General features: G+C 51.4%; 24 protein-coding genes. 4 read left to right on the top strand and 20 right to left on the bottom strand.

Going from position 1 to position 25,693, the window contains the following annotated elements; all coding sequences use genetic code 11:
* Positions 1–3 precede the first annotated feature (3 nt).
* The 18 genes from DP119_RS01415 to DP119_RS01330 form a co-directional block, all read right to left on the bottom strand.
* Complete coding sequence (locus DP119_RS01415; RefSeq protein ID WP_101805566.1) at positions 4–1,386, bottom strand: short-chain fatty acid transporter; 1,383 nt, start codon at positions 1,384–1,386, stop codon at positions 4–6.
* Positions 1,387–1,404: 18 nt separating this feature from the next.
* Entirely contained in the window at positions 1,405–2,178 is a 774-nt protein-coding gene (locus DP119_RS01410) for an SDR family NAD(P)-dependent oxidoreductase (protein WP_112230181.1), read from the bottom strand.
* Between the two features lie 51 nt (positions 2,179–2,229).
* Positions 2,230–2,589 (bottom strand): MaoC/PaaZ C-terminal domain-containing protein, encoded by a 360-nt coding sequence (locus tag DP119_RS01405; protein WP_112230178.1) that lies wholly within the window; start codon positions 2,587–2,589, stop codon positions 2,230–2,232.
* On the bottom strand, positions 2,561–3,013 hold the full coding sequence (locus DP119_RS01400; RefSeq protein ID WP_112230177.1) for an FAS1-like dehydratase domain-containing protein: 453 nt from the start codon (positions 3,011–3,013) through the stop codon (positions 2,561–2,563). The genes DP119_RS01405 and DP119_RS01400 overlap by 29 nt, the downstream gene beginning before the upstream one ends.
* Positions 3,014–3,082: 69 nt before the next feature.
* Entirely contained in the window at positions 3,083–4,135 is a 1,053-nt protein-coding gene (locus DP119_RS01395) for a phosphotransferase family protein (protein WP_112230175.1), read from the bottom strand.
* Between the two features lie 16 nt (positions 4,136–4,151).
* On the bottom strand, positions 4,152–4,997 hold the full coding sequence (locus DP119_RS01390) for a 3-hydroxybutyryl-CoA dehydrogenase (protein WP_112230173.1): 846 nt from the start codon (positions 4,995–4,997) through the stop codon (positions 4,152–4,154).
* 16 nt (positions 4,998–5,013) lie between these two features.
* A complete protein-coding gene (locus DP119_RS01385; RefSeq protein ID WP_240616353.1) occupies positions 5,014–5,796 on the bottom strand; it encodes an enoyl-CoA hydratase/isomerase family protein in 783 nt (260 codons plus the stop codon).
* Between the two features lie 12 nt (positions 5,797–5,808).
* Complete coding sequence (locus DP119_RS01380; protein WP_112230171.1) at positions 5,809–6,552, bottom strand: 2-phosphosulfolactate phosphatase; 744 nt, start codon at positions 6,550–6,552, stop codon at positions 5,809–5,811.
* 18 nt (positions 6,553–6,570) lie between these two features.
* A complete protein-coding gene (locus DP119_RS01375) occupies positions 6,571–7,164 on the bottom strand; it encodes a TetR/AcrR family transcriptional regulator (RefSeq protein ID WP_112230169.1) in 594 nt (197 codons plus the stop codon).
* A gap of 24 nt (positions 7,165–7,188) precedes the next feature.
* The gene (locus tag DP119_RS01370) at positions 7,189–7,737 is read right to left on the bottom strand and encodes a TRAP transporter small permease (protein WP_167399169.1); all 549 of its coding nucleotides are present in this window, start codon (positions 7,735–7,737) and stop codon (positions 7,189–7,191) included.
* 15 nt (positions 7,738–7,752) lie between these two features.
* On the bottom strand, positions 7,753–9,075 hold the full coding sequence (locus DP119_RS01365; protein ID WP_112230165.1) for a TRAP transporter large permease: 1,323 nt from the start codon (positions 9,073–9,075) through the stop codon (positions 7,753–7,755).
* 75 nt (positions 9,076–9,150) lie between these two features.
* Positions 9,151–10,263, bottom strand: coding sequence for a TRAP transporter substrate-binding protein DctP (dctP, locus tag DP119_RS01360; RefSeq protein ID WP_112230163.1), 1,113 nt, complete (start codon positions 10,261–10,263; stop codon positions 9,151–9,153).
* 57 nt (positions 10,264–10,320) lie between these two features.
* On the bottom strand, positions 10,321–11,097 hold the full coding sequence (locus tag DP119_RS01355) for an enoyl-CoA hydratase/isomerase family protein (RefSeq protein WP_112230161.1): 777 nt from the start codon (positions 11,095–11,097) through the stop codon (positions 10,321–10,323).
* Between the two features lie 14 nt (positions 11,098–11,111).
* A complete protein-coding gene (locus DP119_RS01350) occupies positions 11,112–12,092 on the bottom strand; it encodes an NADPH:quinone oxidoreductase family protein (protein WP_112230159.1) in 981 nt (326 codons plus the stop codon).
* 33 nt (positions 12,093–12,125) lie between these two features.
* The gene (locus DP119_RS01345; RefSeq protein ID WP_112230157.1) at positions 12,126–13,352 is read right to left on the bottom strand and encodes an acyl-CoA dehydrogenase family protein; all 1,227 of its coding nucleotides are present in this window, start codon (positions 13,350–13,352) and stop codon (positions 12,126–12,128) included.
* Positions 13,345–14,934: a class I adenylate-forming enzyme family protein gene (locus DP119_RS01340; RefSeq protein WP_240616352.1), complete on the bottom strand. Its 1,590-nt coding sequence runs from the start codon at positions 14,932–14,934 to the stop codon at positions 13,345–13,347. The genes DP119_RS01345 and DP119_RS01340 overlap by 8 nt, the downstream gene beginning before the upstream one ends.
* A gap of 219 nt (positions 14,935–15,153) precedes the next feature.
* Positions 15,154–15,870: a YebC/PmpR family DNA-binding transcriptional regulator gene (locus DP119_RS01335; RefSeq protein ID WP_112230155.1), complete on the bottom strand. Its 717-nt coding sequence runs from the start codon at positions 15,868–15,870 to the stop codon at positions 15,154–15,156.
* 197 nt (positions 15,871–16,067) lie between these two features.
* The gene (locus tag DP119_RS01330; RefSeq protein ID WP_112230153.1) at positions 16,068–17,165 is read right to left on the bottom strand and encodes a nitric oxide synthase oxygenase; all 1,098 of its coding nucleotides are present in this window, start codon (positions 17,163–17,165) and stop codon (positions 16,068–16,070) included.
* A 309-nt stretch (positions 17,166–17,474) separates the two neighbouring features.
* On the opposite strand from DP119_RS01330, the gene DP119_RS01325 reads away from it, so the two are divergent.
* Positions 17,475–18,275, top strand: a complete 801-nt coding sequence (locus DP119_RS01325; protein WP_112230151.1) for an HAD family hydrolase — start codon at positions 17,475–17,477, stop codon at positions 18,273–18,275.
* A gap of 57 nt (positions 18,276–18,332) precedes the next feature.
* On the opposite strand, the gene serA is transcribed toward DP119_RS01325, so the two are convergent.
* Together serA and DP119_RS01315 are read right to left on the bottom strand one after the other, a co-directional pair.
* The gene (gene serA, locus DP119_RS01320) at positions 18,333–19,919 is read right to left on the bottom strand and encodes a phosphoglycerate dehydrogenase (RefSeq protein WP_112230149.1); all 1,587 of its coding nucleotides are present in this window, start codon (positions 19,917–19,919) and stop codon (positions 18,333–18,335) included.
* Positions 19,919–21,076: a pyridoxal-phosphate-dependent aminotransferase family protein gene (locus DP119_RS01315; protein ID WP_112230147.1), complete on the bottom strand. Its 1,158-nt coding sequence runs from the start codon at positions 21,074–21,076 to the stop codon at positions 19,919–19,921. The genes serA and DP119_RS01315 overlap by 1 nt, the downstream gene beginning before the upstream one ends.
* Positions 21,077–21,717: 641 nt before the next feature.
* Between DP119_RS01315 and DP119_RS01305 the strand changes: the two genes are divergently transcribed.
* Genes DP119_RS01305 through DP119_RS01295 form a run of 3 tightly spaced genes read left to right on the top strand, consistent with a single transcriptional unit; the run spans position 21,718 to position 25,676 of the window.
* Positions 21,718–22,656, top strand: a complete 939-nt coding sequence (locus DP119_RS01305; RefSeq protein WP_112230143.1) for a glycosyltransferase family 2 protein — start codon at positions 21,718–21,720, stop codon at positions 22,654–22,656.
* Entirely contained in the window at positions 22,646–23,041 is a 396-nt protein-coding gene (locus DP119_RS01300) for a GtrA family protein (protein WP_101192217.1), read from the top strand. The genes DP119_RS01305 and DP119_RS01300 overlap by 11 nt, the downstream gene beginning before the upstream one ends.
* Positions 23,042–23,060: 19 nt before the next feature.
* A complete protein-coding gene (locus tag DP119_RS01295; protein WP_112230141.1) occupies positions 23,061–25,676 on the top strand; it encodes a YfhO family protein in 2,616 nt (871 codons plus the stop codon).
* Positions 25,677–25,693: the final 17 nt, after the last annotated feature.

The raw sequence follows: 25,693 nt of genomic DNA, 5'->3' as shown, positions 1-25,693 counted from the left end.
TCATTAGAAAATCAGCAAGCAGGCACCGATGACCAAGCCGCCATAGATCAAGGCGATCATCGTGTAGCCCATGATGTCGCGGATTTTCAAGCCGGCAATCGCGAGCAGCGGAATCGCCCAGAACGGCTGGATCATATTCGTCCAGCTATCTCCCCAAGCGACAGCCATGACGATTTTCGCCGGATCGACGCCCATTTCAAGCGCGGCCGGAAGCATGATCGGTGCCTGAACCGCCCATTGTCCGCCGCCTGACGGGATGAAGATGTTCAATATTCCTGCCGATAAGAAGGTAAAGAGAGGCAAGGTCGTTTCATTTGAAATATCAATGAAGAAATTCGACATCATGACAGCCAGCCCTGACGCACCGAGCATGCCCATAATCCCTGCATAGAACGGATATTGAAGCACGAACTGGCCGACGCTGCTGACGGATTTCAATAATCCTGCTGTCAGCTCCCGGACATTTCCGAACATGAGAAGCGCGGCCGTCAAGAAGATCAAGTTGACTGTATTCAAATCGAGCGAGAAGCCATTCATATAGAAATGGTTGATCAAATAACTTAAGCCGAGGAATCCGCCAATCAATGGAATGAGGCGGGACTTCTCGATTTTGTCGTTTGGATAATCCTCATGATCTTGTACGGCTTCTTCTGTGACCGGGTCTTCCAAACGCGCCGGATCTACCAAATAGCGGTCTTCCGGATTGCGCGGATGGATAAAGCGCATGACGAAAGGAAGCGTGAAGAAGAGGATTACGACAATCGCAATATTCACTGCCGATAATAGCGTCTCCGATATCGGGACAATTCCGATATCCCCTTCAAACACGTGCCCTGCGGTCGCGACAAATAGTGCTGGTGAAGAAGACAAGCCGCCTTCCCAGATCAAAAACCCTGAATATCCTGCAGCGACGAGCACACGGTAATCGACGTCGCGCACTTTCTTTGCGACCAGTTTCGCGATGATGCCCGCCACGACAAGGCCGAAAGCCCAGCTGATGAGAGACGCGCCAAGCGCCGTGAAAGTCACCATCAAAATCGCGGAATTCGGCCCTTTAGGGATGCCGGCGATTTTCTCAAGCGCCTTCGAAACGGTCGGCGTCAAAGCCAGAGCATAACTCAATACGAAGGTCGTGATGATCTGGGCCGTAAAAGTCAAAAGGCCCCACATGCCGTCTCCCCAATGGCGCATCATATCGATCGGCCCGGAATCCGTAAAGAGCACCCCTGCAATAAATGCGATCGCCGTCAGCAATACCGCGAATACGAATGCATCCGGCAGCCATTTCTCGGCGATTTTGGCGAACACATTCGCTACTTTGGCGAGCGGATTGTTCTGCTGTTTCTCTAAAACTGGATCTCTCTCCGTATTTCTTCCATTTGCCATCGTCTTTCCCCCCAGTATCTAATTGGCGGTCCATCCGCCATCTACATAAAGAATCTGTCCCGTCACATAGCTGGATGCTTCCGATGCCAGGAATAAAGCCGGCCCGATCATCTCGCCCGCTTCACCCATCCGCTTCAGCATGGTTCTGCTGACCAATTTTTCCAGCCGTTCCGGATCCTTTAGAAACGGTTCTGTCATCGGTGTTTTGATATAAGCGGGCGCCAAGGCGTTGACGCGGATATTATGTTCAGCGAGTTCCGCTGCCCACACTTTCGTCAATTGGTTGATCCCGCCTTTACTTGCCGCATAGCTCGTCTGGAGCGGATTGCCAACTTGCCCCATAATAGAAGAAATATTGATGATGCAGCCGCTTTTTTGGCCGATCATCCGCTTTGCGGCTTGCTGGCCGACCAGGAAGATGCCTTTTAAATTGGTACCGAGCACCAGGTCCCAGTCTTCTTCCTCCACTTCTACAAGTGGCTTACGTATGTTCATTCCGGCATTATTGACGAGAATGTCCACTCCCCCGAAATCAGCATCGATGAATTCGAATAATTCGGAGACGGCTTGTTTCGATGTTACGTCCGCAGACTTCCAGGAAACATCCAGTTTTAGGGCTTTCATTTCATCCGCCGCTTCCTTGAGCACTGTTTCATCGCGTCCGGTAATGAGCACTTTAGCACCGGCATGGGCGAGCCCAGCTGCAATGGCCAGGCCGATGCCTTTGCTGCCTCCGGTAACGAGTGCTTTTTGCCCGGTCAGGTCGAAGCTTGGGTATGTAAACTCCTCCAATTATATTCTCTCCCTTCATTTCGCAAAATATTCCGTTAATTAAATAGATAATCAGTCCATTTCAAAGCTCCCGACGAGCTTGCCTGCGCCGGAAGCATCTTTGATCTGCAACTCTCCGGCATTGCCCGTCGTCAGCATCCCTTCAATGACAAATGCCTCACCTGCGTGTGCCATGCCGACAAAGCGCACGGTGAATTTCTTCAGCTTCCTTTCAGGAAACCACTCTTCGATGGCATCTGCAGCCCATCCCATCAACAACATCCCATGGACAATCGGCTCCTTCAACCCTTTGCTGCGGGCGACTTTCGGAACAGTATGGATTTCATTAAAATCGCCTGAAGCACCTGAATAGCGCACCATATCGATGGGCGCAAGTGCTTTTTTATGAATGTCCCGCAATTTCTGCGCCATGCTGTTCCCGCCTTTCGATTAAAGTTGCCCGCCCGATGCAGACCACGTCGTTGTCCTGATTGCGGTAAGTCGTTTCAATCTGGTAAAAGCGCTTGTCTTTTTTATCAAATCGATCGGTCAGCACGGCCTTCGCTGAAATGACATCCCCGCTGATGATGTCCTGTCCGTATTCGAAACTTTGCTCCCCATGCAGAATGTCATTCGGGTCTAGCCCCCACACTGCGAACAATTGATAGAAATCCCGTTCATTCCAGAAATCGATGACTGTCGTGAATGTAGGCGGAGCCGGAATACCCCGATATCCCGCGTCCACTGCTGCTTTTCTGTCGAAATAAACCGGATCCCTTAAACCGAGGGCCAATGCGAACTCCCGGACCTTGCCCGCTTCTACGCGAAACGGCGCGTAGTGAAATTCCTGTCCCATTCTTTTCCCTCCTCATTCCGGCCGGTCCGTTTCACTTCATCAAGCGAAAAGAATCACCCCGGCTGCTTGTCATAACACTTCGCCCCTGCGCGTCCGGTTCGCCATATCGATCAAGTTCGCGACTGCCTTATTCAAATGGCGGAAACGCTCATCTTCAATTTCGCCGTTTTTCCAGCGGTAGTATATTTGCTGCAAAATCCCTGCCAGTTTATAGAACCCGAACGCTAGGTAATAGTTGATATTCGACACATCGCGCCCGCTTTGCTTCGCATACTCTTCCACGAATTCCTTGCGGCTGTAAAAGCCTGGCTGGCTTGAGATGATGTTGATGCCGATATCAGCGTCTTCCGCCTGTCCCCAGTAAGCCAATGTCGAGCCGACATCGCTCAGCGGATCGCCGATTGTCGACAATTCCCAATCGAGAACGCCCGTGGCAAGCCCCGGATTTTCTTCATCGATCACCATATTGTTCAATTTGAAATCATTGTGGACGATCGTCGTTTCTTCATTGACCGGGATATTCGCCGTGAGCCATTGCTCCAGCTCTTCAAGGCCTTCGATGTCATCGGTTTTTGAGTGATGATAGCGTTTGATCCAACCTTTCACTTGGCGCTCCATGAATCCTTCCGGTTTGCCCATATCGGCGAGGCCGGCTTCTTTATAATCGATTGCCTGCAGCTGGACCAATGTCGAAATCACATTCTTTGAAATAATTGGCCCTGCCTGTTCCGGGCTCCCGTACACTTCCGGAAGTTCTTCATCGATGACGAGCCCCTGTTTTTTCTCCATGACGTAAAAATGCTTATCCATCACTTCGGGATCTTCACAATATACGTAGGGTTCAGGTGCAAGCGGAAACACGGGATGCACTTTTTCAAGCATCTTGAATTCCCGCTCCATATCATGCGCTTTCGGCGGAATCTCCCCAAATGGCGGGCGTCTCAATACACCTTCCCAGTCCCCGATTTGCAGCAGGTACGTGAGATTCGAATAACCTTCCGAAAATTGGCGCACTGTCATCTCGCCTTCCGGCAAGTCCGGCATTGCATTTCGCAGGAACCGCTCGACTTTCTCCCAATCGACTTCCTGTGTTTTTTTCGTTCTCGGTGTTGCATCGCTCATATTGATGCCCTCCATGTCATTCGTATTTGAAGAATCCTTCTCCCGACTTTCTGCCGAGCTTGCCGGCACGTACGTATTGTTTCATTAAAGGCGCCGGCCTGTATTTCGAGTCTTTCGTTTCCTCGTAAAGTGTTTCTGCCACGAACAGCATCGTGTCGAGCCCGATCAGATCAGCCAACGCCAACGGGCCGATCGGATGGTTTGCGCCGAGTTCCATGCCTTTATCGATGTCTTCCGCTGAAGCGATTCCCTCCATCAACACAAAGACCGCTTCGTTGATCATCGGCGTCAAGATCCGGTTTACCGCAAACAAAGGCGCTTCCTTCACGGAAATCGCGGTCTTGTTGAAACGCTGCGCGATTTCATGCGCCCGGTCAAATGTTTCGTCGCTTGTCTGTTCGGCCCGGATGATTTCGACCAGTTTCATGATCGGCACCGGGTTGAAGAAATGCATGCCGACAACTTGTGCGCTGCGGCCCGAACTCGCGGCCATTTCTGTAATGCTGAGCCCCGAAGTATTCGTCGCGAAAATCGTCTCCGCTTTGCAGATCTCATCGAGCTTTTCGAATAATTCCTTTTTCGGCTCGAGTTTTTCGATGATCGCTTCGATGACGATATCCATCTCTTTCAAGTCATTGATCTCCGTGCTTGGACGAATCCGATTCCATACGCTTTCACGCTGCTCTTCGGTCATGCGCCCTTTTTCAACGTTACGCCGCAGCGTTTTATCGATGCGCTGCATCCCGCGTTCCAGCCCTGCCGGATCGACGTCGTATAAAATGACATCCAGGCCGCCTTCCGCCCCGACCTGTGCAATCCCATTCCCCATGGTTCCAGCACCGATTACTGCCAATCGCTCCATATGTCCATCCCCCTAATCATTTGCCTGTGAAATTCGGTTTACGCTTTTCATTGAAAGCTTTGACACCTTCATCCATATCCTCTGTTCCCACTAGCTTCGCGAACATCCGCGTTTCCAGAAATTGCGCTTCGGGCAGCGGCAAATCCAAACCTTCATCGATCGCTTCTTTCGCGAAGGCGATAGCAAGCGGCCCTTTTCCGGCGATTTGTTCCGCCATCGCATAAGCCGTTTCGAACGCTTGCCCTTCTGGCACCACCCGCTCGACGAGTTTTGCTTCGTATGCTTCCTGCCCGTTGAGCCAGACTCCTGAGAGGACGAGCTCCTTGGCTTTTCCGGGTCCGACCAGACGGGAAAGCCGCTGTGTTCCGCCGTATCCAGGCAATATGCCCAAACCAGTTTCAGGCAGCCCCATTTTCGCGTTCTCTTCGGCGACGCGCATGTCACAGGCAAGTGCCAGTTCCAGCCCTGCACCGAGCGCCAGGCCATGGACTGCGCAGATGACAGGGGCTTTCCCTTCCGTCAGCTTGTCGAAAATCCGCTTTCCTTTTTCCACCAATTCGATGCCGCTCATTTTAGTCAACTCCGGGAATTGGCTGATATCCGCACCGGCAGCGAATGCCTTGGCACTTGCCGAGCGCAGCACGACCGCCCGCACCTCTGTTTCCTGCAGCGCATCAATCGCTTGTTCCAGCTGATCCAAAACTGCATCGCTCAATACATTGAGCGGCTGGTGGTCGAGAGTGACCACTCCGATGGCATCATTTATCTCCACACTCACAGAATCCCACTGCTTCGCCATAGGGTTCCTCCTTTATTCACCATTTCTCACTTGTTCGAGTTCTTTGACAATCATGCCGTCTTTATAGACCGGCACCACATCCAGCTGTTCATGTTGGCGGATGATGAATTCTGCCGCTTCAGGAAAATTAAAGCGCTTGAGCAAATCCGCCGTCTCACTGTCCAGCAATTCATTGAACCTTTCCGCCAGAGAACTGCGGTAAGCTTTCCGGGCCAGCTTCGCAGCATCTGACAGTTCATAGCTTCCCCAGTTAGCCAGATGATCAGCCAATTGGCCGGCACCGATGAAATCTTCCATCGAGAAACGGTCGTCATTTCCCGAGCAGATGAGCACAATCGATGAGCCATCCTGTTCCTGGTGGATGCGCTCAGCTACACGATGCCCATTCACCAACGAGGAGATGTATAATTTCTTTGCCTCTTTCGCTTTTTCGATGGCGATCGTGCCGTTCGTCGAACAAATGATGGCTGCCTGCCGCTCCGCACTGTATTCCAGCGCGCAGGGATCAGGATAATCAAAGCCCTCGAGCCCTTCGCCTTTCGACTCGCCGAGCAATAGATGCTCAGCCTCCTGCAGCTTCGACAGCTCTAACGCCTGCTCGCTTCCGAGAACCGCATGCACCGGCTCGTAATTGCGGTCCAATAGGAAAATGATCGTCGATGTCGCCAGGAACACGTCGATCACAGCGGCTGTGCATCCCACAAGCCGTTCTTCCCTCACCGCTTCCTTTTGGGTAATGACATGTATTTTTCTCATTCCATCAATTCCTTCAAATCAGGATATTTTCCTCAGCATCTTCAATAATTGCCCAGCATAGATCTCTTCCACATCTTCAGGCGAATACTTGCCTTCAGGCGAATACCATACTTGTATCCAGTTGGTGGCCCCCAAGATGATCATGCGCGCCATTTTCTTTTCCGGCACTTCGAATTCCCCGCTTTCGACGCCTTCATCGATGATCCGGTCAAAGAGCCCTGCGTATTCATCGCGTTTTTTGATGATTTCCGGGATATTGTCCTGTGAAAAGGTCGTTTCGGGTTTGACGATCAAATTGAAGACTTCCTTTTCGCGGATCGCCACTTCGATGTGGTGGCGCAAAGCCATGCGCATTTTTTCCTCGCAAGAGACATCCATCCGCACAATCCCTTCCATCTTTTCTTTCGCTTCCGTCAAGATCAGGTCGTGGCAGCGGTACAATAATTCTTCCTTGTTTTTGAAGTAATAATAGAGCGCCCCTTTTGTCATCAATAATTCCGCGGCAATGTCTTCCATCGTTGCGTTGTGATAGCCCTGCCGTGAAATGACCAAACTGGCTGAACGAAGGATATCTTCCCGTTTCTTCGCTGCTTTTCGTTCACGTAGATTCATTCCACTCCCTCATTTACTGTTTTTTTAGAGATCCTCCACTGGCCCTTTCGGTTCTTCCATCAATAAGCTCGGTTTTTTCTCCAGTATGTTCCGGATCAGGATGAACAGGTTTTCAATGACAATCATTCCGAAGGCAATCGGGATCAAGAAGAAAAATGGATACAGCGGATACAGTGTTCCTGCCGCCGGGAATGCAATTTCCCTCTCGAGCCCGTCCATTGCGTAAGCCCAGCTGAACTGGACGATCAGCACCAGGACGAAAAGCTCCAGCAGAATCATCAGCAGGATGATCACTTTTTGCATGCCTGCCCCGAAACGGTCAAGCAGCAAATCCATCTTCGGCAAGACGCCGGAAGAATAGACATAAGCGAGACCCGGGAAAACGACCAATGGCATCATATAGTTCTGGATGATCTCAAACCCTCCGCGGATCGAACTCGAGAACAGCGTTCGCATCATCACGTCATAGACGATCAATAACATCATTGCCACCACGGCGATGCCGCTGATCCAAATGCCGATAAGCTTTAAATAATGAAAAAGCCGATACGCTTTCCATACACCTTTCATCATGCTTCCCTCCATTTCCTACATTGAATTCGGCAGCCAAGTGGCAAGGCCCGGGAATGCGATCATCAACCCTGTCACGACCGCCATCGCCACCAAAGCAAAGACCGTCGTCAGGCGGAAAATCGAACCTGAGTTGATGCCACTGACACCGGCGACTGCGTAGACGCTTAACCCGACCGGAGGGGTGATCAATCCGATCGTACAGATGACTGAAACAAATACACCGAACCATAATATATCGACTTGCAGCTCTTGAATGATCGGCAGGACCACCGGAATCGACATCAAAATGACGGCTGCGCCTTCAATGAACATGAACATGATGAACAAGACGATGGAAATGACGATCAGCACGAGCACCGGCGTGTCCATGATTGGTTCGATCAACTCGATCAAACGCCTCGGCAGCAGCGAAAGGGAAACAAATCGGCCGAAAATCTGCGCGCCGATCATGATGATCATGACCATCCCTGTCAGCTTCACCGTTTCAATCAAAGAAGTTTTAAAGAACGCGAAGTTCACTTTGCCCAATAGAAATGCCGCAATCAACCCGACAAAGGCCCCGACAGCACCCGCTTCCGTCGGCGTGAAGACGCCTGTATAAATCCCCCCGAAGATGATGAAGACGATTGCAACGGCAATGACGCTGGCGATGATCAAGCGAATGGCGGGCACCTTCTCTTGCGTCGCCGCTTCTCCGATCATTTCTTCCTGTGCGGCATGCTGTTTCTTTTTGCCCAATTGGAAATAGACGAGCATGACAGCGATAAACACCAGCATCGTCAAAATCCCGGGGATGAAGGCGCCGACGAACAAACTTCCGACCGGCGTTTCGGTCGCGACCCCGTAAAGGATCAGGATGATGCTCGGCGGGATGATCCCTGAGAGCGACCCGCCGGAAGCGGCGACCGCACCGGCGAGCGGCGCACTGTAACCGTGCTTGCGCAGTTCCGGGATGGCGACCTGGCCGAGCGATGCGGAAGTGGCTGTCCCGGATCCCGAAACCGCCCCCAACAACCCGCCGATAATCAAGGTCAGGATGCCAAGTAAACTGTTCTTTCCTTTTGATACTTTATGAACCATGTAAAAGATGTCCTGGACGAGCCCAGATTGCAGGATGAATTGTGCCATCAACACAAACAATGGGATGGTCGTCAAAGTATAACTGGCCACACGGTTGAACGGTTCATTGCCGAGAAGACCGGGCAGAATGCCGAACCCTTCCAAAAGAATCAGCCCGATGATGCCGCTCGCCAGCAGAACGGAGTGGATATACAGCCCCGCCAGCAGCAAAATGATCATCATGGCCAAAATGATTCCAATAACCAGTAAATTGTCCATTCTCTGGCCTCCTTGCCTCCATTATGGAAAAAGAGGATACGCGACACCTCAATGCGCTATCCTCTTCTTGCTTGCTTATTCCAAATTCATGACCGCTTCCGGCACTTCTCCACCTTCTTCAATCAAGAGATCTCTCCACATTTTGACCACTTCGTTGCCCGGCAGCCCATTGTCTTCCAGAAGTTTTGCGTAATCTGTCCATGTGTCTTCAATCCCTGTATTGAAGTGGTCCTGTACTTCCTGGTCCAATTCACTGAACTCGACGAACTTCCCGCCATTTTCTTCATTTTCAGGGATGATCGCTTCAGCACGGTCCATCCATTCCTGTGCGCCGGCTTCGAAAATGTCCTCATTGGCCTGAGTCATCGCTTCCTGGACATTTTCCGGGAGTTCATCCCATCGGCTTTGGCTCATGCCGATAAATGCATTGAAATGGCCGAAGTTGATGCCCGTGACCGTATAGCGGAACAAATCCTGGAAGCCGTATCCGGTCCAGTCGGCGATGCTGTAGAATGCGCCTTCGAACGTGCCGCGGCTGAGGGCATCGTAGATTTCGACAGCTGGCATGGTCACGCTGTTGATGCCGGTTTTCGCGGCATACATTTCGTGGATGCGGGAAGGCGTGCGAAGGGATGTGCCTTCGACATCACTGACCGAATTGAATTCATGCCCTGTTGTGGATATCGAATATTCCTGTGTGGTCGAAACCGGGAAAACTTTAAAATCGCCGAATTGCATTTCACTATAAGTTTGGCCATCCGCCAGTTCTTCCTCGCTCTCCAAAAGCTTTTTCCAGGCATTTGAAGCGATCAAGGTATCGGAATGGTTAAGCGGCAACATCGTCACTTCGGCCATCGGGAATTGGTCCGGCTGATAGATCGGCAAGACCAACGCGACGTCGACCGTCCCGCTTTGAAGGGCGTCGCCTTCATCCGGAACCGAAACCAATTCCCCGCCAGTGAAAGTTTCAAATTGCACTTGGCCATCCGTCAATTCTTCGACCCGATCCATCCAGGGGACCATCGAAGCTTCCCACCATGCGTGCTGCGCACTTAATCCCGTGGCTGCGCGAAGCGTGATCGTTTCCCCTTCCGAACCGCCGCCGGCAGAATCTCCGCCGCCGCATCCTGCAAGTAGAAGGGTCATTGCTGCACCTGCTGCTAAATAGCGAGAACCGTGTTTTTTCATAGAAAATACCTCCGTCCGGTTTTTGTGCCGTGGCCGCATCAAATGGTAACGCTTACATCATTTCCCTTGGAATTCAGGTTTGCGCTTTTCGAAGAAAGCAGCGATGCCTTCTTTATGGTCTTCGGTCTGGAGAAGCAGTGCCTGGATGAGATTCTCCTGCATGAAGGCCGCTTCCTGCGGCAATTCATCCAAATGGTTGACCAGGTACTTGACGTATTTATTGCTGATGGCGGGCCCTTTAGCAAGAAATTCCGCAAACTCCACAGCGGCCTGGCCGGCATCCCCGCTCGAGACGCGATTGATCAAACCGTGATGTTCAGCTTCTTGTGCACTGACCACTTTTGCGGATGCGATCCACTCTTTGGCGAGCGGCGGGCTGATCCGTTTGCGAAGCGCTTTGATGAGCCCGAGGTCGGGAATGAGGCCGATATTCGAGAAGCTCAAAGCGAATTTCGCGTCTTCGTCTGCCACGATGAAGTCCGCGGCAAGCGCCAAGCTGAAGCCCGCTCCTGCAGCGTAACCGTGAACAGCGGCGATGATGGGTTTATCGCTGTCCATCAAGGCCTTCGACAAGCTGGAGACAAAATCGATCCATTCAGCAACTTCATGCGCGCTGTCCAATTCTTTCATCGATGCAATATCGCCTCCTGCAGAAAATGCTTTCCCTTCCCCTGAGAGGACGATCGCTTTCACTGCCGGATCCCTTTCCAATTGCTTGAGAGCGGCGAGCATTTCTTCGACCATCTCCCGAGACAATGCGTTGAGTTTATCCGGCCGGTTCATACGCAGACGTGCGATGGATCCGTTCATTTCTGTTTGGACGAGATTTCCCATAGGCTTTCCCCCCTTTATGGTGTAACGACTAATTTCCCGTATGTTTTTCGGCTGCCGAGCTGATCGAGTGCATCGACGACTTCATCGAATGCGAATTCTTTATAGATGAGCGGCTTGATAGCCCCTTCCTTATACAGCGCCATCAACTCGTGATGGGCTTTCATCACTTGGTCCGGCATCAAATTGCGGAACAAGCCGAAATGGACGCCGACAATCGAGTAATTTTTGATCAAGGCATGATTGGTCGGTGCATCGGCGATCCGTCCTCCGGCAAAACCGATCACCAAGATACGCCCTTCAAAGGCGATGCATTTTCTCGACCGGTCGAAGGTGTCACCCCCGACAGGGTCGAAAATGACATCCGCCCCTTTGCCACCGGTCGCTTCTTTCACTTTCGGGACGAAATCCTCTTCGCGGTAATTGATGACGATGTCCGCTCCAAGTTCTTTGCATACCGCAAGCTTGTCCTCGCTTCCGGCGGTCGCGATGACGGTCGCGCCTGCCGCTTTGCCGAGCTGGACCGCGGCCGAGCCGACACCGCCCGATGCGGCATGGACGAGCAATACTTCTCCCTTTTTCAAATGGCCTGAGCGATGCAGGGCGAAATAGGCTGTTTGATACGTGATGAACAGCGCTGCCGCTTCCGCATAGGACAGCTCATCCGGAATCGGGAAGATCCCTTCCTGTTTGACGACCGCCCATTCGGCAAGGCCGCCGCTTGGCAGCATCGGCGTCGCGAGGACGCGTTGGCCGATTTCGCCTTGTGTGCTTTCACCGAGTGCTTCGATCGTTCCGGCAATTTCTGCCCCCGGGGTAAAGGGGAGCTCCGGGCGTTCCTGGTATTTTCCCTGGCATTGCAGAATATCGAAAAAATTGAGTGCCGCCGCTTCCACTTTGATGAGTGCTTCCCCGGCACCAGGCATCGGCTCCGGCAACTCTGCAATCGCCAAAGCCTGCTGCGGGTCCCCGAGCTCTTTCACTTGCCATGCTTTCACTATCACCACTCCTTCCGCTTCGCTTAGAGGCCCTTATTGCCTTGCTTCATTCGCTTTCAATTGCTCACGCAGTTCGAGGCGCCCGACATCGCGCAAGTGGACTTGGTCCGGCCCGTCGACAAGACGCAGCGTGCGTGCGTTTGCGTAATGTTCTGCGAGCGGGAAATCTTCTGTCAGCCCCGCTCCGCCGAATACTTGCATGGCACGGTCGATAACATTGATCGAGACGCGCGGTGCGGCGATCTTGATCATGGCGATTTCCTTACGCGCGGCTTTCGCGCCGTATTCATCGATCTTGTGCGCGGCGTTCAAGGTCAACAAGCGCGCCTGTTCGATTTCGATGCGGCTTTCGGCGATGATTTCCTTGATGACGTCTTTTTCAGCCAATGTCGATCCGAACGCAACCCGGCTTTCCGCCCGTCTGCACAATAGTTCAAGTGCACGCTCCGCAGCGCCGATTGCACGCATGCAGTGATGGATGCGCCCTGGCCCAAGGCGGCCCTGTGCGATTTCAAAACCTCTGCCTTCCCCAAGCAGCATATTGCTTGCCGGGACGCGGACATTTTCATAATGTACTTCCGCATGCCCTTGCGGCGCATCGTCATAACCGAATACGGTGAGCGGTCGGACAATCTTGACGCCTGGCGTATCGAATGGCACGAGAATCATCGATTGTTGCTTATGCTTCTCGGCATCCGGGTCGGTTTTCCCCATGACAATGGCAATGCTGCAGCGCGGGTCCATGGCGCCTGTTGTCCACCATTTTTTGGCGTTGATGACGTATTCATCGCCATCGCGGACGATGCTGCTTTGGATATTGGTGGCATCGGATGAAGCGACATCCGGCTCTGTCATGGAAAAGCACGAGCGGATTTCGCCGTTCAATAACGGCTCGAGCCATTGCTTTTTCTGCTCATCGGTGCCGTATTTGACGAACACTTCCATATTGCCGGTATCCGGCGCATTGCAGTTGAAGATTTCCGGAGCGATGAGCGATCGTCCCATAATTTCACATAGATGGGAATACTCGTAATTCGTTAGTCCGGCCCCATATTCGGGGTGGTCAAGGAACAAGTTCCACAAGCCTTGCGCTTTCGCTTTTTGCTTCAGTTCTTCTATGATTGGCGGGATGGTCCAGCGGTCGCTTGCGGTTTCCTGGTATTCTTTCACTGTCTGTTCAGCCGGATAGACATAGTCATCCATGAATTTCAGCAGTTCCTGGCGTAATTGTTCCGCTTTTGGCGATAATTCCTTAAGCATTTGATCGGCCCCCTGTTTCTTTTAATGTGTTTTTCAGGATCTTTCCTGACGCATTTCGCGGCAGGCTTTCCAATAGAACAAACTCTTCAGGCACCTTGAATTTCGCAAGAGCCTTCTTGCAATGCGCCTGCAGTTCCGAGAAGTCGTCCGGATCCAAGTTCTGCCCCACAACAAACGCTTTCACTTTCTCGCCGAACACCGGGTCCGGTTCCCCGATGACGGCTGCTTCGACGACGTCGGGATGGCTTTTCAGCGCATCCTCCACTTCAATGGAGAAAATCTTCTCGCCGCCCCGGTTGATCATGTCTTTCTTGCGGTCGCGGATATAGACATATCCGTCATCGTCCATGATGCCGAGGTCACCCGAATGCCAATAGCCGTCCGTGAAGCTTGACTGGTTGGCGGCAGGGTTGTCCCAATATTCCTTGATGATCATCGGCCCCTTGATATACAATTCGCCGGATTCCCCATCCGGCACGGTGCGTCCTTCCGGGTCGACGATTTTGATGTCCGCCACATCAACCGGCAAGCCGACCGACGTCACTTTCGACTCGGGATAGCTTACTGGCATCAACGTAGCGGGGGATGTCGTTTCCGTCGCCCCGTACGCGTTATGGAGCTGCGCCTTCGGGAATGCTTTCTTCAGCATCTGGAACGTCTGCTGGTAAATCGGGGAACCGCCGAAAGCCACTTTCTTCACAAACCCGAACGAATGCTTCTGGAATTCTTCGCTTGTTGACATCATGATGAAAATGGTCGGCACATTGAACAGGAAATTGACTTCGTGTTTCAATATCAGCTGGATATAAGCTTCGTTCTGGTAGCGCCTCATGCTGTAGACCGTACCGCCCACATAAAACATATGAAGCAGCTGCCCGACCAGCCCTGTCACATGGAACATCGGGACAGCGACCAGCGTTTTCATCGAATCGTCCGTTTCAAAGCGGCGTTTGTAATTCATCACGCTGTGCACCGCATTGATATGCGCAAGCACCGCGCCTTTAGGGCGCCCTGTCGTCCCTGATGTATAGAGGATGAACGCGCCGTCCACTTCATCGACGTCCACCTGTTCAAATGCAGCTGATTCATCCAGTAATTCTCCATAGGAATTTTCGTTCCCGATTACAAAGAGTTCAGGCTGTTCCAAATCCTGCAGCCCGCTTTTTCGTACTGCTTCTTTCACTTTCTCCGCGTATTCAGCTTCCACAATCAATAGCTTCGGCTTGGAATGGCCGATAATGTATTGAAGTTCTTCAACTTGCAGTTTGACATTGACCGGTACCATGATTGCCCCGGCCTTGGCGCAAGCAAAGACGACAATCGGGAACTCAGCACAGTTTCCGATCACCGCTCCCACCCGGTCGCCCACTTGGATGCCGCGCCGTTGAAGATTGGCGGCTAGCGTCGTCGATTGCCCGTCCAGTTCCTGGTAGCTCAAAGTCCGTTCTTCTGTAACGACCGCTTGCTTTTCCCCGAAGCGTGCCGCAGTATCTGTTAGCAATTGGCCGATTGTCGATGGACGTTCCGCAAACACCTTCACTTCCGGACGCCCGAAAAGTTCCATCGTTTCAATAGCTGCCAAACGAAAGCCCCCTTTTAAAGAAAATGTAAGCCCTTTCAACGTACTGGAAAAAAATAAACTTTCCGGTCATTTATTAAACATTGATTCAAAAAAAGTATACGTTTTATCTTTTTGAATTACAAGTCAATTTTTAAATTATTTTAAATATTCTTTTTATTAATTATCGTAAAAAAACTTCTGCCCGTTGTCGGACAGAAGTTGAATGGTTTATGGAATTCCTTATGCCAAGTCGACGTTGTGGTAGACTTGCTGGACGTCCTCGAGGTCTTCGATGGCATCGACCATCTTTTCGAATTGCGCTTGGTCTTCTTCTGACAGCGGCACTTCGTTCTGCGGGAGCATCGTCAATTCAGCGACCGTGAAGTCTGTTACGCCATCCGCCTTGAACGCTTCCTGCACCAGGTGGAACTGATCCGGTTCTGCATAGACGATGACGGTTCCTTCTTCTTCAAGGATGTCGCGCACGTCAATATCCGCTTCCATCAATAACTCCAGCGCTTCGTCAGCCGATTTGCCTTCTACGCCGATGACCGCCGTATGGTCGAACATATAGGCCACCGATCCGCTGACGCCCATGTTGCCGCCATTTTTACCGAATGCTGCTCGCACGTCGGAAGCGGTACGGTTGACGTTATTGGTCAAGGTATCGACAATGACCATCGAGCCGTTCGGCCCGAATCCCTCGTAGCGAAGCTCGTCGTAGTTCTCTTCCGATCCGCCTTTTGCTTTTTCGACGGCGCGGTCGATGATGGCTCTTGGCACATTATAGGTTTTGGCGCGCTCCAGCACGACTTTCAACGCCTGGTTCGATTCCGGGTCCGGTTCGCCCTGCTTGGCGGCTACATATATTTCACGGCCGAATTTTGCATAGATCCGGCTCGTGTTGGCATCTTTGGAAGCTTTTTTCTCTTTAATATTATTCCATTTGCGTCCCATTGTTATTCCTTCTTTCTCAAATTTCTTACGATGAAGAACATCATTTCATTCTATTATAATACAATACCTTCCGCTCTATCGACCTTCAGCCTTAAAAACCCATTTTACATCCTCTTATTTTCCATGCGCATACTGAAAACCGCATTGGCTCTCCGGACTGTTAAAATCTCAGCGGGACAGTCAATGCGGTTTCGTTTTTATCCTTTATAAGGGGTTTGCTGGTAAAAATAATTCGGTTTGACGATGTCGTTCTTATACGGTTTATGGAAAATATGCGTTGTGGCCGGCGACACCGGCGGAATCAGCCAAGCCCAATTCCCCGTGACTTTGCGCCCTTCCCGTTCTTCGATTTTCTCGAAATTCTTGAACTGCTTGGCGGCGGTATGGTGATCGACGATGGTCACGCCCGCCTCCGCAAATGACTCAAGCACCGCCACATTCAGCTCGACGAGTGCTTTATCTTTCCATAGCGTCCGCTGTGAGCTTGTGTCGAGCCCCATGATTTCCGCCATCTTCGGCAACAGGCCATAGCGATCTTCATCCGCTAAATTGCGGGCGCCGATTTCCGTTCCCATATACCAGCCGTTGAAAGGGGCCATACAGTATTCTATGCCCCCGATCTCGAGCTTCATATCGGAGATGAGCGGCACCGCATACCATTTCACCCCGAGCTCTGCCATAACCGGCCAGTCGGGATGGCTGATCTCGACTTCAGGCTTGGCATCAGCTGGTAACTCGAACCATTTCGGCTGCTTGCCGGCTTCGCCGATCACCACCGGCAACAGGTCGAAATCACTTCCCGCCCCTCGCCATCCGAGCGCCTCGCATTGCTGGGTTAAAGCAAGAGAAGAAGAGTCCCCGATGATCCGGCCGTCCCGTTCATAGGCTGCATAACGTAATAGTTGATGGTTCCAGATGCGCATCCGGCTTTTGTCTGACTGCTTGAAAACCGTAATGGCCGGGCGGATTTGACCTCCGTTGAATGCAAAGCGCAAATGGCGGACGATGGCCGAAAATACTTGTTCTTCCGTTTCTGCATCGCGTTCATCAAAAATCTCCAAAGTCTGCCAAAACAAACGCCCGATGCAGCGGTTATTATTGCGCCAAGCCATGCGCGCCCCGTGCTGCAACTCTTCCATTGTATGTACATAGCTGCCCGAAGATCCGATTTCCTGTTCGATCTCCGCTACACGGCGGCGTATTTGCTGTTCACTTTTTCCCAGTTCCAGATAACACGTTTCAATGAAATGAGCGGCTTCTTCCAATAGAAGAGTGCTTTCTTTGAGCTTTTCCATGCATTCCACCCCTTTCCGTACATCGTACCACCGTAAACTGGCGCCGGAAGACGGATTTGTGACAACTCTTTGATTTTCAGCCGCGCTTTAGTACACTATATAAAGTGAATTAAGTATTTTGAAAATTAAAAGAGAGCGATGCATTCGCTCAAGGCGGACGCTTTCCGCGGGCATGGCTTCAGCCGCTTCCCTCGCTTTGCTCAGTCCAGGGTCTTCAGCTCATGCTATCCCGCCGGAGTCGCCGCCTTCCACTCTTTTATAAGATTTATGTAACTGGGACATAATAAAAAAACAAGGGAGCGGCGCGATATGGTGAAAGCGATTTTCTTTGACTTGGACGACACGTTATTATGGGATCAGCAAAGCGTAAAAGAAGCGTTTCGCGAAACATGTGAATGGGCAGCGGAACAAACGGACGCCGATTGCAGCGGGTTGGAACAGGCGGTGCGGGAAGAAGCCCGCAAACTATATGCGGGTTATCCGACACATGTCTTTACGCAAATGATCGGCATCAATCCATTCGAAGGGCTATGGGGCCGCTTCGATGATTCGGGAGACGATTTCCAAAAACTCAAAGAAGTTGCCCCAGGCTACCAGCAAGAAGCCTGGACGCTCGGGCTGAAACGCCTCGGCATCGAAGATCCGGAATTGGGCAAACGGCTCGCTGCATATTTCCCGGAAGCCAGAAAGCGCAACCCCATTCTTTACGAAGACAGTTTGCAAGTGCTCGGCCAATTGAAAGGCCGTTTCGATTTATTGCTGCTGACCAATGGCTCGCCAAGCCTCCAGCAGATTAAACTCGACATCACGCCGGAAATCGCGCCGTATTTCGACCATATTGTCATCTCGGGCGCTTTCGGACGCGGCAAGCCCGATGCTTCCATCTTCGAACACGCCTTGTCGAAGTTCGGTTATGCCCCGGAAGACGTCTTGATGGTCGGTGACAATCCATTGACCGATATCCTCGGGGCTAAGCGTGCCGGCATCCCTTCCGTCTGGTTGAACCGGGAGCAAAAAGCACCCCATGAAACGGTTGCCGCGACTTACGAAATTAAAAACCTGACAGAGCTATTGCCCTTGCTCGATAAGCTGGAAACTGCATCTGTATAGGAAAAGCGCCCCTCCTGAAAGTGCCTGAAGGCCAATCGGGAGGGGCGCTTTATTGTTTTACAGATCGATCGCCGTGACGCTTTCGATTTCTTCGAGTTTCTTCAATCCTTCCAGATCTTCCGGGTCGGCGTGCTTATCGATCGACAGCATCATGATGGCGTCGCCGCCAATATTCGAACGCCCCACCTGCATCGTTGCGATATTGATGTCTTCTGCCCCGAGCAATGTACCGACGCGGCCGATGACTCCCGGGCGGTCATTATGGCGGATGAACAGCAGGTGGCCATTCGGCAGGAAGTCGACGATATAATCATCCACTTTGACGATGCGTGCGCCTTGTCCGTTCAAAAGCGTACCGGATGCTTTCCGCATGCCGCTCAGCGTTTTCACTTCTACCGTGATGAGGTTGGTAAAGCCGCGGGATTCGGTCGATTTATGTTCGTTGACATGGATGCCTTTTTGGTTCGCGATGTACATCGCATTGACATCATTGACGTGTTTGCCCAAGTGCCGCTTGAGCATCCCTTTGAGCATATTGCGCGTCAAGGGGCCGACTTCCAGGTTGGCAAGTTCGCCTGAATAATGGACATTCACTTCATCGGCCGTTTCGCCTGTCAAGTCCGTGAGGAACGTACCGATGCGTTCTGCAAGATCGAAGTAAGGCTCGATGCGTTTCATGATTTCTTTCGGCACAGACGGCAAGTTCACTGAATTGCGGACCGTTCCGTGTTTCACAAAGCTGACGACGTCCTGGCTGACATCGACTGCGACGCTTTCCTGCGCTTCGAACGTGCTCGCCCCGAGGTGAGGCGTCGCGATGATCTCTGGCAATTCCAGCAAGCGGAAATCGACCATCGGCTCTTGTTCGAAGACATCAAGCGCGGCACCGGCCACTTTCCCGGATTTCACCGCGTCATATAAAGCACTTTCGTCGATGATGCCCCCGCGTGCGCAGTTGATGATCTGCACGCCGTCTTTCATCACTTTGAAGGCTTCCGCATTGATTAAATGCTTCGTTTCCTTCAATAGCGGCGTATGGACCGTGACAAAGTCAGCCGCTTTCAAGACGTCTTCCACCGTCCCGAAGTCGACGCCGAGTTTTTCCGCTTTTTCAGCAGTCAAAAATGGGTCGTAGGCAATGATATTCATGCGCTGGCCTTTGGCACGCGCCGCCACTTCCTGGCCAATCCGCCCGAAGCCGACGACGCCGAGCGTCTTGTTCTTCAATTCGACGCCGACATAGGCTTTACGGTCCCATTTGCCTTGCTTGAGGGAATTATAGGCTTGTGGGATTTTGCGTGCCATGCCCATGAGCATGGCCATCGTGTGTTCGGCAGCCGAATTGGTATTACCGTCCGGTGCGTTGACGACAATAATGCCATGCTCGGTTGCTGCTTCCAAATCGATGTTATCGACCCCAACGCCTGCGCGGCCGATGATTTTCAAATTGGAAGCTTTTTCGATGAGTTCTCGCGTCACTTGCGTCTGGCTGCGGACGAGCAATGCATCGAATCCATCGATGCGCTGGGCGAGCTCCGCTTCGGATAAATTCGTTTCCATCACAATGTTAATATCATCCGCCTGGCGAAGCGGATAGATGCCTTCTTCCGATAACGGGTCGCTGATCAATACATGAAATGTCATTATTTATCCTTCCCTTCCAAAAAGACTTGCTGCGCGGCGGCAATGCCCGCGCCGAGTGTGATATCTTGTCCAAGCTTTTTCAAGACGACTTCCGATGCGGCAAGGGCCTGCAGCACATCTGCCGGTGAGCAATAGCCCATATGCCCGACGCGGAAGATGCTCTTCGCGAGATGCTGCTGGCCGCCCGCAAATTCAATGGCAAACTCTTCTTTCAGCACTTTGCGGAACTGTTCTGCATCAAAATCTTCCGGATATACAGCGGTGACGGTCGGTGATGCATCCTCATCGCTTGTCAGCAAACGGACGTTCAGCGCCTTGAATGCGGCGCGCGTCATGTCGCGCATCAAGCGGTGACGGCGGTAAACGTTCTCCAGTCCTTCTTCCTCCAATAAATTCAATACTTGCTGCAAGCCGTAAAGAATGGAGATGGCCGGCGTGAACGGCGTCGTGTCTTTTTCGATATTGTCGCGGTGCTTTTTCAAATCCAAATAAAAGCGCGGCTGCGGATTGGCTTCGATTTTTTTCCACGCCCGCTTGCTCGCTGCAATGAACGCGAGTCCCGCCGGCAGCATGAACGCTTTTTGGGAGCCGGTCACGACAACATCGACGCCCCATTTGTCCATTTCCGTCTCCGTACCCGCTACGCACGAAACGCCGTCAACGACAATCAGCGCATCGGATACTTGTTTTACCGTCTCGGCAAGTTCTTTGATCGGATTCAGGACGCCGGTTGAGGTTTCACAGAATGTAGAGAAAATGACGCGGATCTCCGGATGCTCGCCGAGGAAATTTTTGACGGCTTCCGGATCCACTGCTTGCCCCCATTCCACATTGAACACATGTGTCGTGATTCCGTATGCCTGGCAGATTTTAGCGAAGCGCTCGCCGAAGGCACCTGTGACAAGCACCAGCACTTCGTCGCCCGGCGCAACGGTATTGACCACTGCACTTTCCAGCGCGGAAGTCCCGCTGCCCGTCAAAATCATCACTTCTTCTTTTGTGCCGAATACTTTTTTCATTTTCGGGCGGATATCTCTGATCAATGAATACGTGCTTTCCCCTCGATGCCCGATCATCGGCTGTGCCATGGCACGCCCTACGCTCGGCGGAATCGGTGTCGGTCCTGGAATTCGCAAAATTTGTTGGTCTGTCAGCATGATAATGTCCCCTTTCGATTTGAAAAAATTCATTCTGGAAATTTGTATACAAAAAAAGACTCGACGCCCCACATCCAAGATGCAAGGGGCGAAGAGTCTCCAGTCGCGGTACCACCCTAATTCACTGCCCAGCACGCAGGCAGCCTCATTAAATATCATGCGTAACGGGCATGCAGCGGATGGGCCTACTGTAGTTTCAGCACATCTATTCGGGAGTGCTGCCAATTGCCGGAACCGCTGATTCGCACCACCCATCAGCTCTCTTTGGATTCCTCTGCAGTTGGCCTGTCTCCGTCGCAATAGTTAATCGTTATAAGTGAATTGAGTCCATCATATATAGGGGAAAAACTATTGTCAATATATAAAAAATATTGAGATTTCTCTGCAAGCGTTTCCAATGCCGCAACCACTATAGGCATTGCAGCAAAAAAAAATTTCCTGCGCACCTCCCCTTTCAGAGAATTCAGCATTCGGCAATCATTCACTTGCAATGGCCCGCGCATGCCAGTGCACCGTATTTTGCGTATAATGAAAAGAGCTCCCTGTTCCTTTGTTGCATTTTTCAGGAATAATGTCCTGAAAAATGGGTAAATGGATTTTCAGGGGAGATTTTGAATGCCCATTGAAAGGAGAACACCATCATGAAGCTGATCTCTATTATTGTGCCAGCTTTCAACGAAGAAGCGAACATCGCTTCGATGTACAAGACTTTGGTGCAAGAACTTGAGCCGCTTCCTTATCTGTATGAAATCATGTTTATCAATGACGGCAGCAGTGACGGAACTTTAGATGAAATACTCAAACTCGCCAATGAACACGAAACCGTGAAATATATTTCCCTGTCCCGCAATTTCGGCAAGGAAGCCGCTATGTTCGCAGGGATGAAACGCATCAAGGGGGACGCTGCCATCCTGATGGACAGCGATATGCAGCATCCCCCGACATTGATCTGTGAAATGGTCAAGGGCTATGAAGAAGGCTTCCATCAAGTGGTCGCGAAACGTTCGCGCAAGGGGGATTCAAAATTGCGAAGCGCGTTGTCTTCCCTATACTATAAAGTCGTCAATGCTGTAACGGATGTCAGCTTCGAAGACGGCGAAGGCGATTTCCGCCTCTTGAGCCGCAAAGCCATCAATTCCATCCTATCGCTGAGTGAGAGCAACCGCTTTTCCAAAGGCATCTATTCGTGGATCGGCCTCAGCAAGAAAACCATCAGCTATGAAAATGTCGTACGTGCAGAAGGCGATTCCAAATGGTCCTTGGGCAGCCTCGTCAATTATGGCATCGATGGGATCATTTCGTTCAATATGAAACCGTTGCGCATCTGTTTTTACACCGGCTTTCTTGTTTTGTTCCTGTCCTTGCTCTATATCGCTTTCACGTTCTACGAAATCATGGTGCGGGGCGTCATCGCCCCCGGCTATTTCACGACCATCACCGCCATCCTGCTGCTTGGGGGCATCCAATTGATCAGCCTAGGCGTTATCGGGGAATACGTCGGGCGGATTTACAACGAGACCAAACAGCGGCCGCATTTCCTGGTTGAGATGAGCAATGTGGATGAATACGATGAACCTTAAGCGCTTGAATACGGAGTTCACCCGCTTTGTTTTTGTTGGGGTTGTCAACACGCTCAGCTATTACTCCATTTACCTATTTTTGCATAATGTGCTCGACTGGGCCTATATGCTGTCCCATATCATCGGATTTTTGATCAGCTTGAACATTTCGTTTTTCCTGAACACTTACGTAACGTATCGGGTGAAACCGACCTTGAAGAAATATTTGTATTTCCCGCTGACACAAGTCGTGAACATGTCGGTTTCTACATTCCTGATTTTCATATTTGTGGAATTTCTTCATATCAACAGCAACATCGCGCCATTTGCCGCAGTGATTTTCACTATTCCCGTGACCTTTGCCGTTTCGGGGAAAATCCTTAAAGCGCCGGCGCAATCCAAATAACCATAAAGACGGTGGCATTATGCGCTCTTTTCGTCCCTATCTTCTACTGACAGTTGCATTTCTAGCCATGGCCGTGATCGGCCATGGCGTCTTTCTGTTTCAATGGACTCAAAACCAGTACATGGCCGGGCCCAACGACGGCCTTGCCCAGATGATGCCGTTCAAGCAATTGCTTTATGACCACTACACGCGCGGCGAATTCTTTTATTCCTTTGATTTCGGCCTCGGCGCTGGCATATTCAGCGAACTGTCCTATTATTTTTCCACTTCTTTCGTGTATATCACTACAATCTTGATTGTTTATCTGCTTGATGCCCTTCAATTGATCGGGGACCCCGATGTCCTGTTCTGGGCTAATGCTTCTGTGTTCATCAGCGTCGCCAGGTTGACAATCGTCTTGATCGTCGCCTACATCTTATTCCGCTATATGCGTATAACACGTTTATCGGCATTTGTCGGGGCAAGCATCTACGGGATTTCAGGGATGTACTTCCGCCACACCGCATTTTGGGAGTTTTTCGCGGATGCATTCATCTGGCTGCCCTTGCTGATTTTCGGAGCTGAAAAAATCTTCCGGGAACAAAAACCCGGCTGGTTTATGTTCGCGATCGCGATTTCGATGATCGACAATTTCTATTTCGCATACATCAATTTCCTGTTGGCAGGCATCTATATTTTATTCCGCATGTTCATTCCGCTTGAAAAGACGGAAACGAAATGGAAAAAGGCCGTTGCATTGTTCTTGATGGCGGGAGTGATTGGCGCCGGCATGTCCATGGTGTCGTTCATCCCTTCCGTCTATGCGTTCTTGAACAATCACCGCCCCGCTTTCCAGCAGGATATTCCATGGTTCGAAGCGACGGAAAACATCCTCTTCATGAGCCGCTATGTCCTGTTGCCGGCCATGTTCATGCTATTTTTGTTCATTCCATCGCTGTACAAGCTTCACCGTTTCCGGCTTTTTGCGTTGATCGGCATAGTGACTATTGTTCTTTACCACAGCCCCATGGTCGGCAGTATCTTCAATGGGTTCTCGGCCCCGCAACATCGCTGGGAATATTTCATCTCGTTTGTGTCGGCTGGGGCAATCGCCAGCGGCCTGGATCATTTCCATAAGCTTCGCTTGGAGGAAGTTGTCCGAGCCGCGATTTTGGCAGCCCTCTTTTATGGCTGGTTTGCATGGCAAGACGGCACACTTGAATTCACCACACTTTACCCCCGCCTGGCATGGGCCGGCCTCATCTTGACCTTGGCAGCCGCGTTGGCAGCGCCCGCCATTCGGCAGCGATTGCAAAAACCGTTATTGGCGGCTTTGCTGCTCGCTTTGGTTTTGGTGACTGCGAATATCTATCAGAGCGAAAAACTGCTGGATGCTGGAAACATCTCGGATGTCGATGAAGATTTGATCACAGGCGATGATTACGATAACACCGAAGTACGCGCCTTGATCAATGAAATCCAAGAACGGGAAACGAGCGAGATGTACCGAATCGACTGGATGGAAGGCGTCCGCAATAACACGCCGATTGTCCAGGATTTCCAAGGGCTGAGTGCATACTCCAGCATCTTGAACAAGAACTTGCTGTATTTCTATTTATACGATTTGGAAATCGATATGGGCCGGGAAAGCGTCAGCCGTTACGCCACACTCGGCAACCGCAGCAACCTTCATAGCCTGTTGCAAGGCAATTATGCGATACGCGAGCGGAACGATCCGAATGTGCCATACGGTTTCCGCAAATTTGCCGCTACCGAAAATTTCATCGCCTACCAAAACCGCTATCCACTGCCTTTCGCACGCCCGGCCTTCCAGGTTTATCAAGAGGCCCAGCTAGCGGATGAGCCGCCATTGCTGCGTGAACACGCCATGCTCAGCGGAATCGTCTTGGATGAAAACATAGAACCTGAGCCCCTTCCCGACCGCTTCCCCGGAGAAGCTGATTATGAAATCGAAGAGTCGGGCGCAAGCTATGATGAGGGCTTGCTCGATATCTCCGAAGAAACCGGCGGGATCGATTTGCTGCTCGATGAAGTTCCTGAAGAAGGCGATTTGTACATCTCTTTCCATCTGGAGAATACCGCAGCAGACCAAGGTTTTCCGCTCGAAGTCAATGAGTACCGGACGACCCGCAAGTCCAACCAGTCGATTTACAAGACTTTCGTCGATGACTTGACGATCCGTGTCGAGGCTGCAGAAAGAATTGAAATCCGCATGCCTGAGGGAACTTACAAACTTACGGATATTGAAATAGTGAAAGAGCCCTACGCCCTTTTGAGAGAGCAAAATGCATTGGCAGACCGTACCAGCAACTTGAAGATCGACGGCAGCCAGGTCGACGTCACTTACGATAATCAAGAAGGGGCCCCTTTCCTCAATTTATCGATTCCTTACGAAAGAGGATGGCAGGCAACCATCAATGAAGAACCGGTCGATTTACTGAAAGCCAATTACGCCTTTTTAGCCGTTCCGCTCGAAGACGGCGTGAACGATATTGAGCTGCGCTACCGCCCGCCGTTCTTTTTGCCTTCCCTGTTCATCAGTTTGTTATCGCTCGCGATCGGCCTGTTTTGGCTGAGCCGGCGAAAAAGAAAAGAAGCCCGCGGGCATGAGCCAAAAGACACCATGACGAATTGACGGGTTTAGACCCCCTC

It is taken from the genome of Planococcus maitriensis, assembly GCF_003289925.1.
Classification (GTDB): domain Bacteria; phylum Bacillota; class Bacilli; order Bacillales_A; family Planococcaceae; genus Planococcus; species Planococcus maitriensis.
Note: the sequence above shows the minus strand (reverse complement) of the source record. Positions and strands in the feature narration are given on the sequence as shown.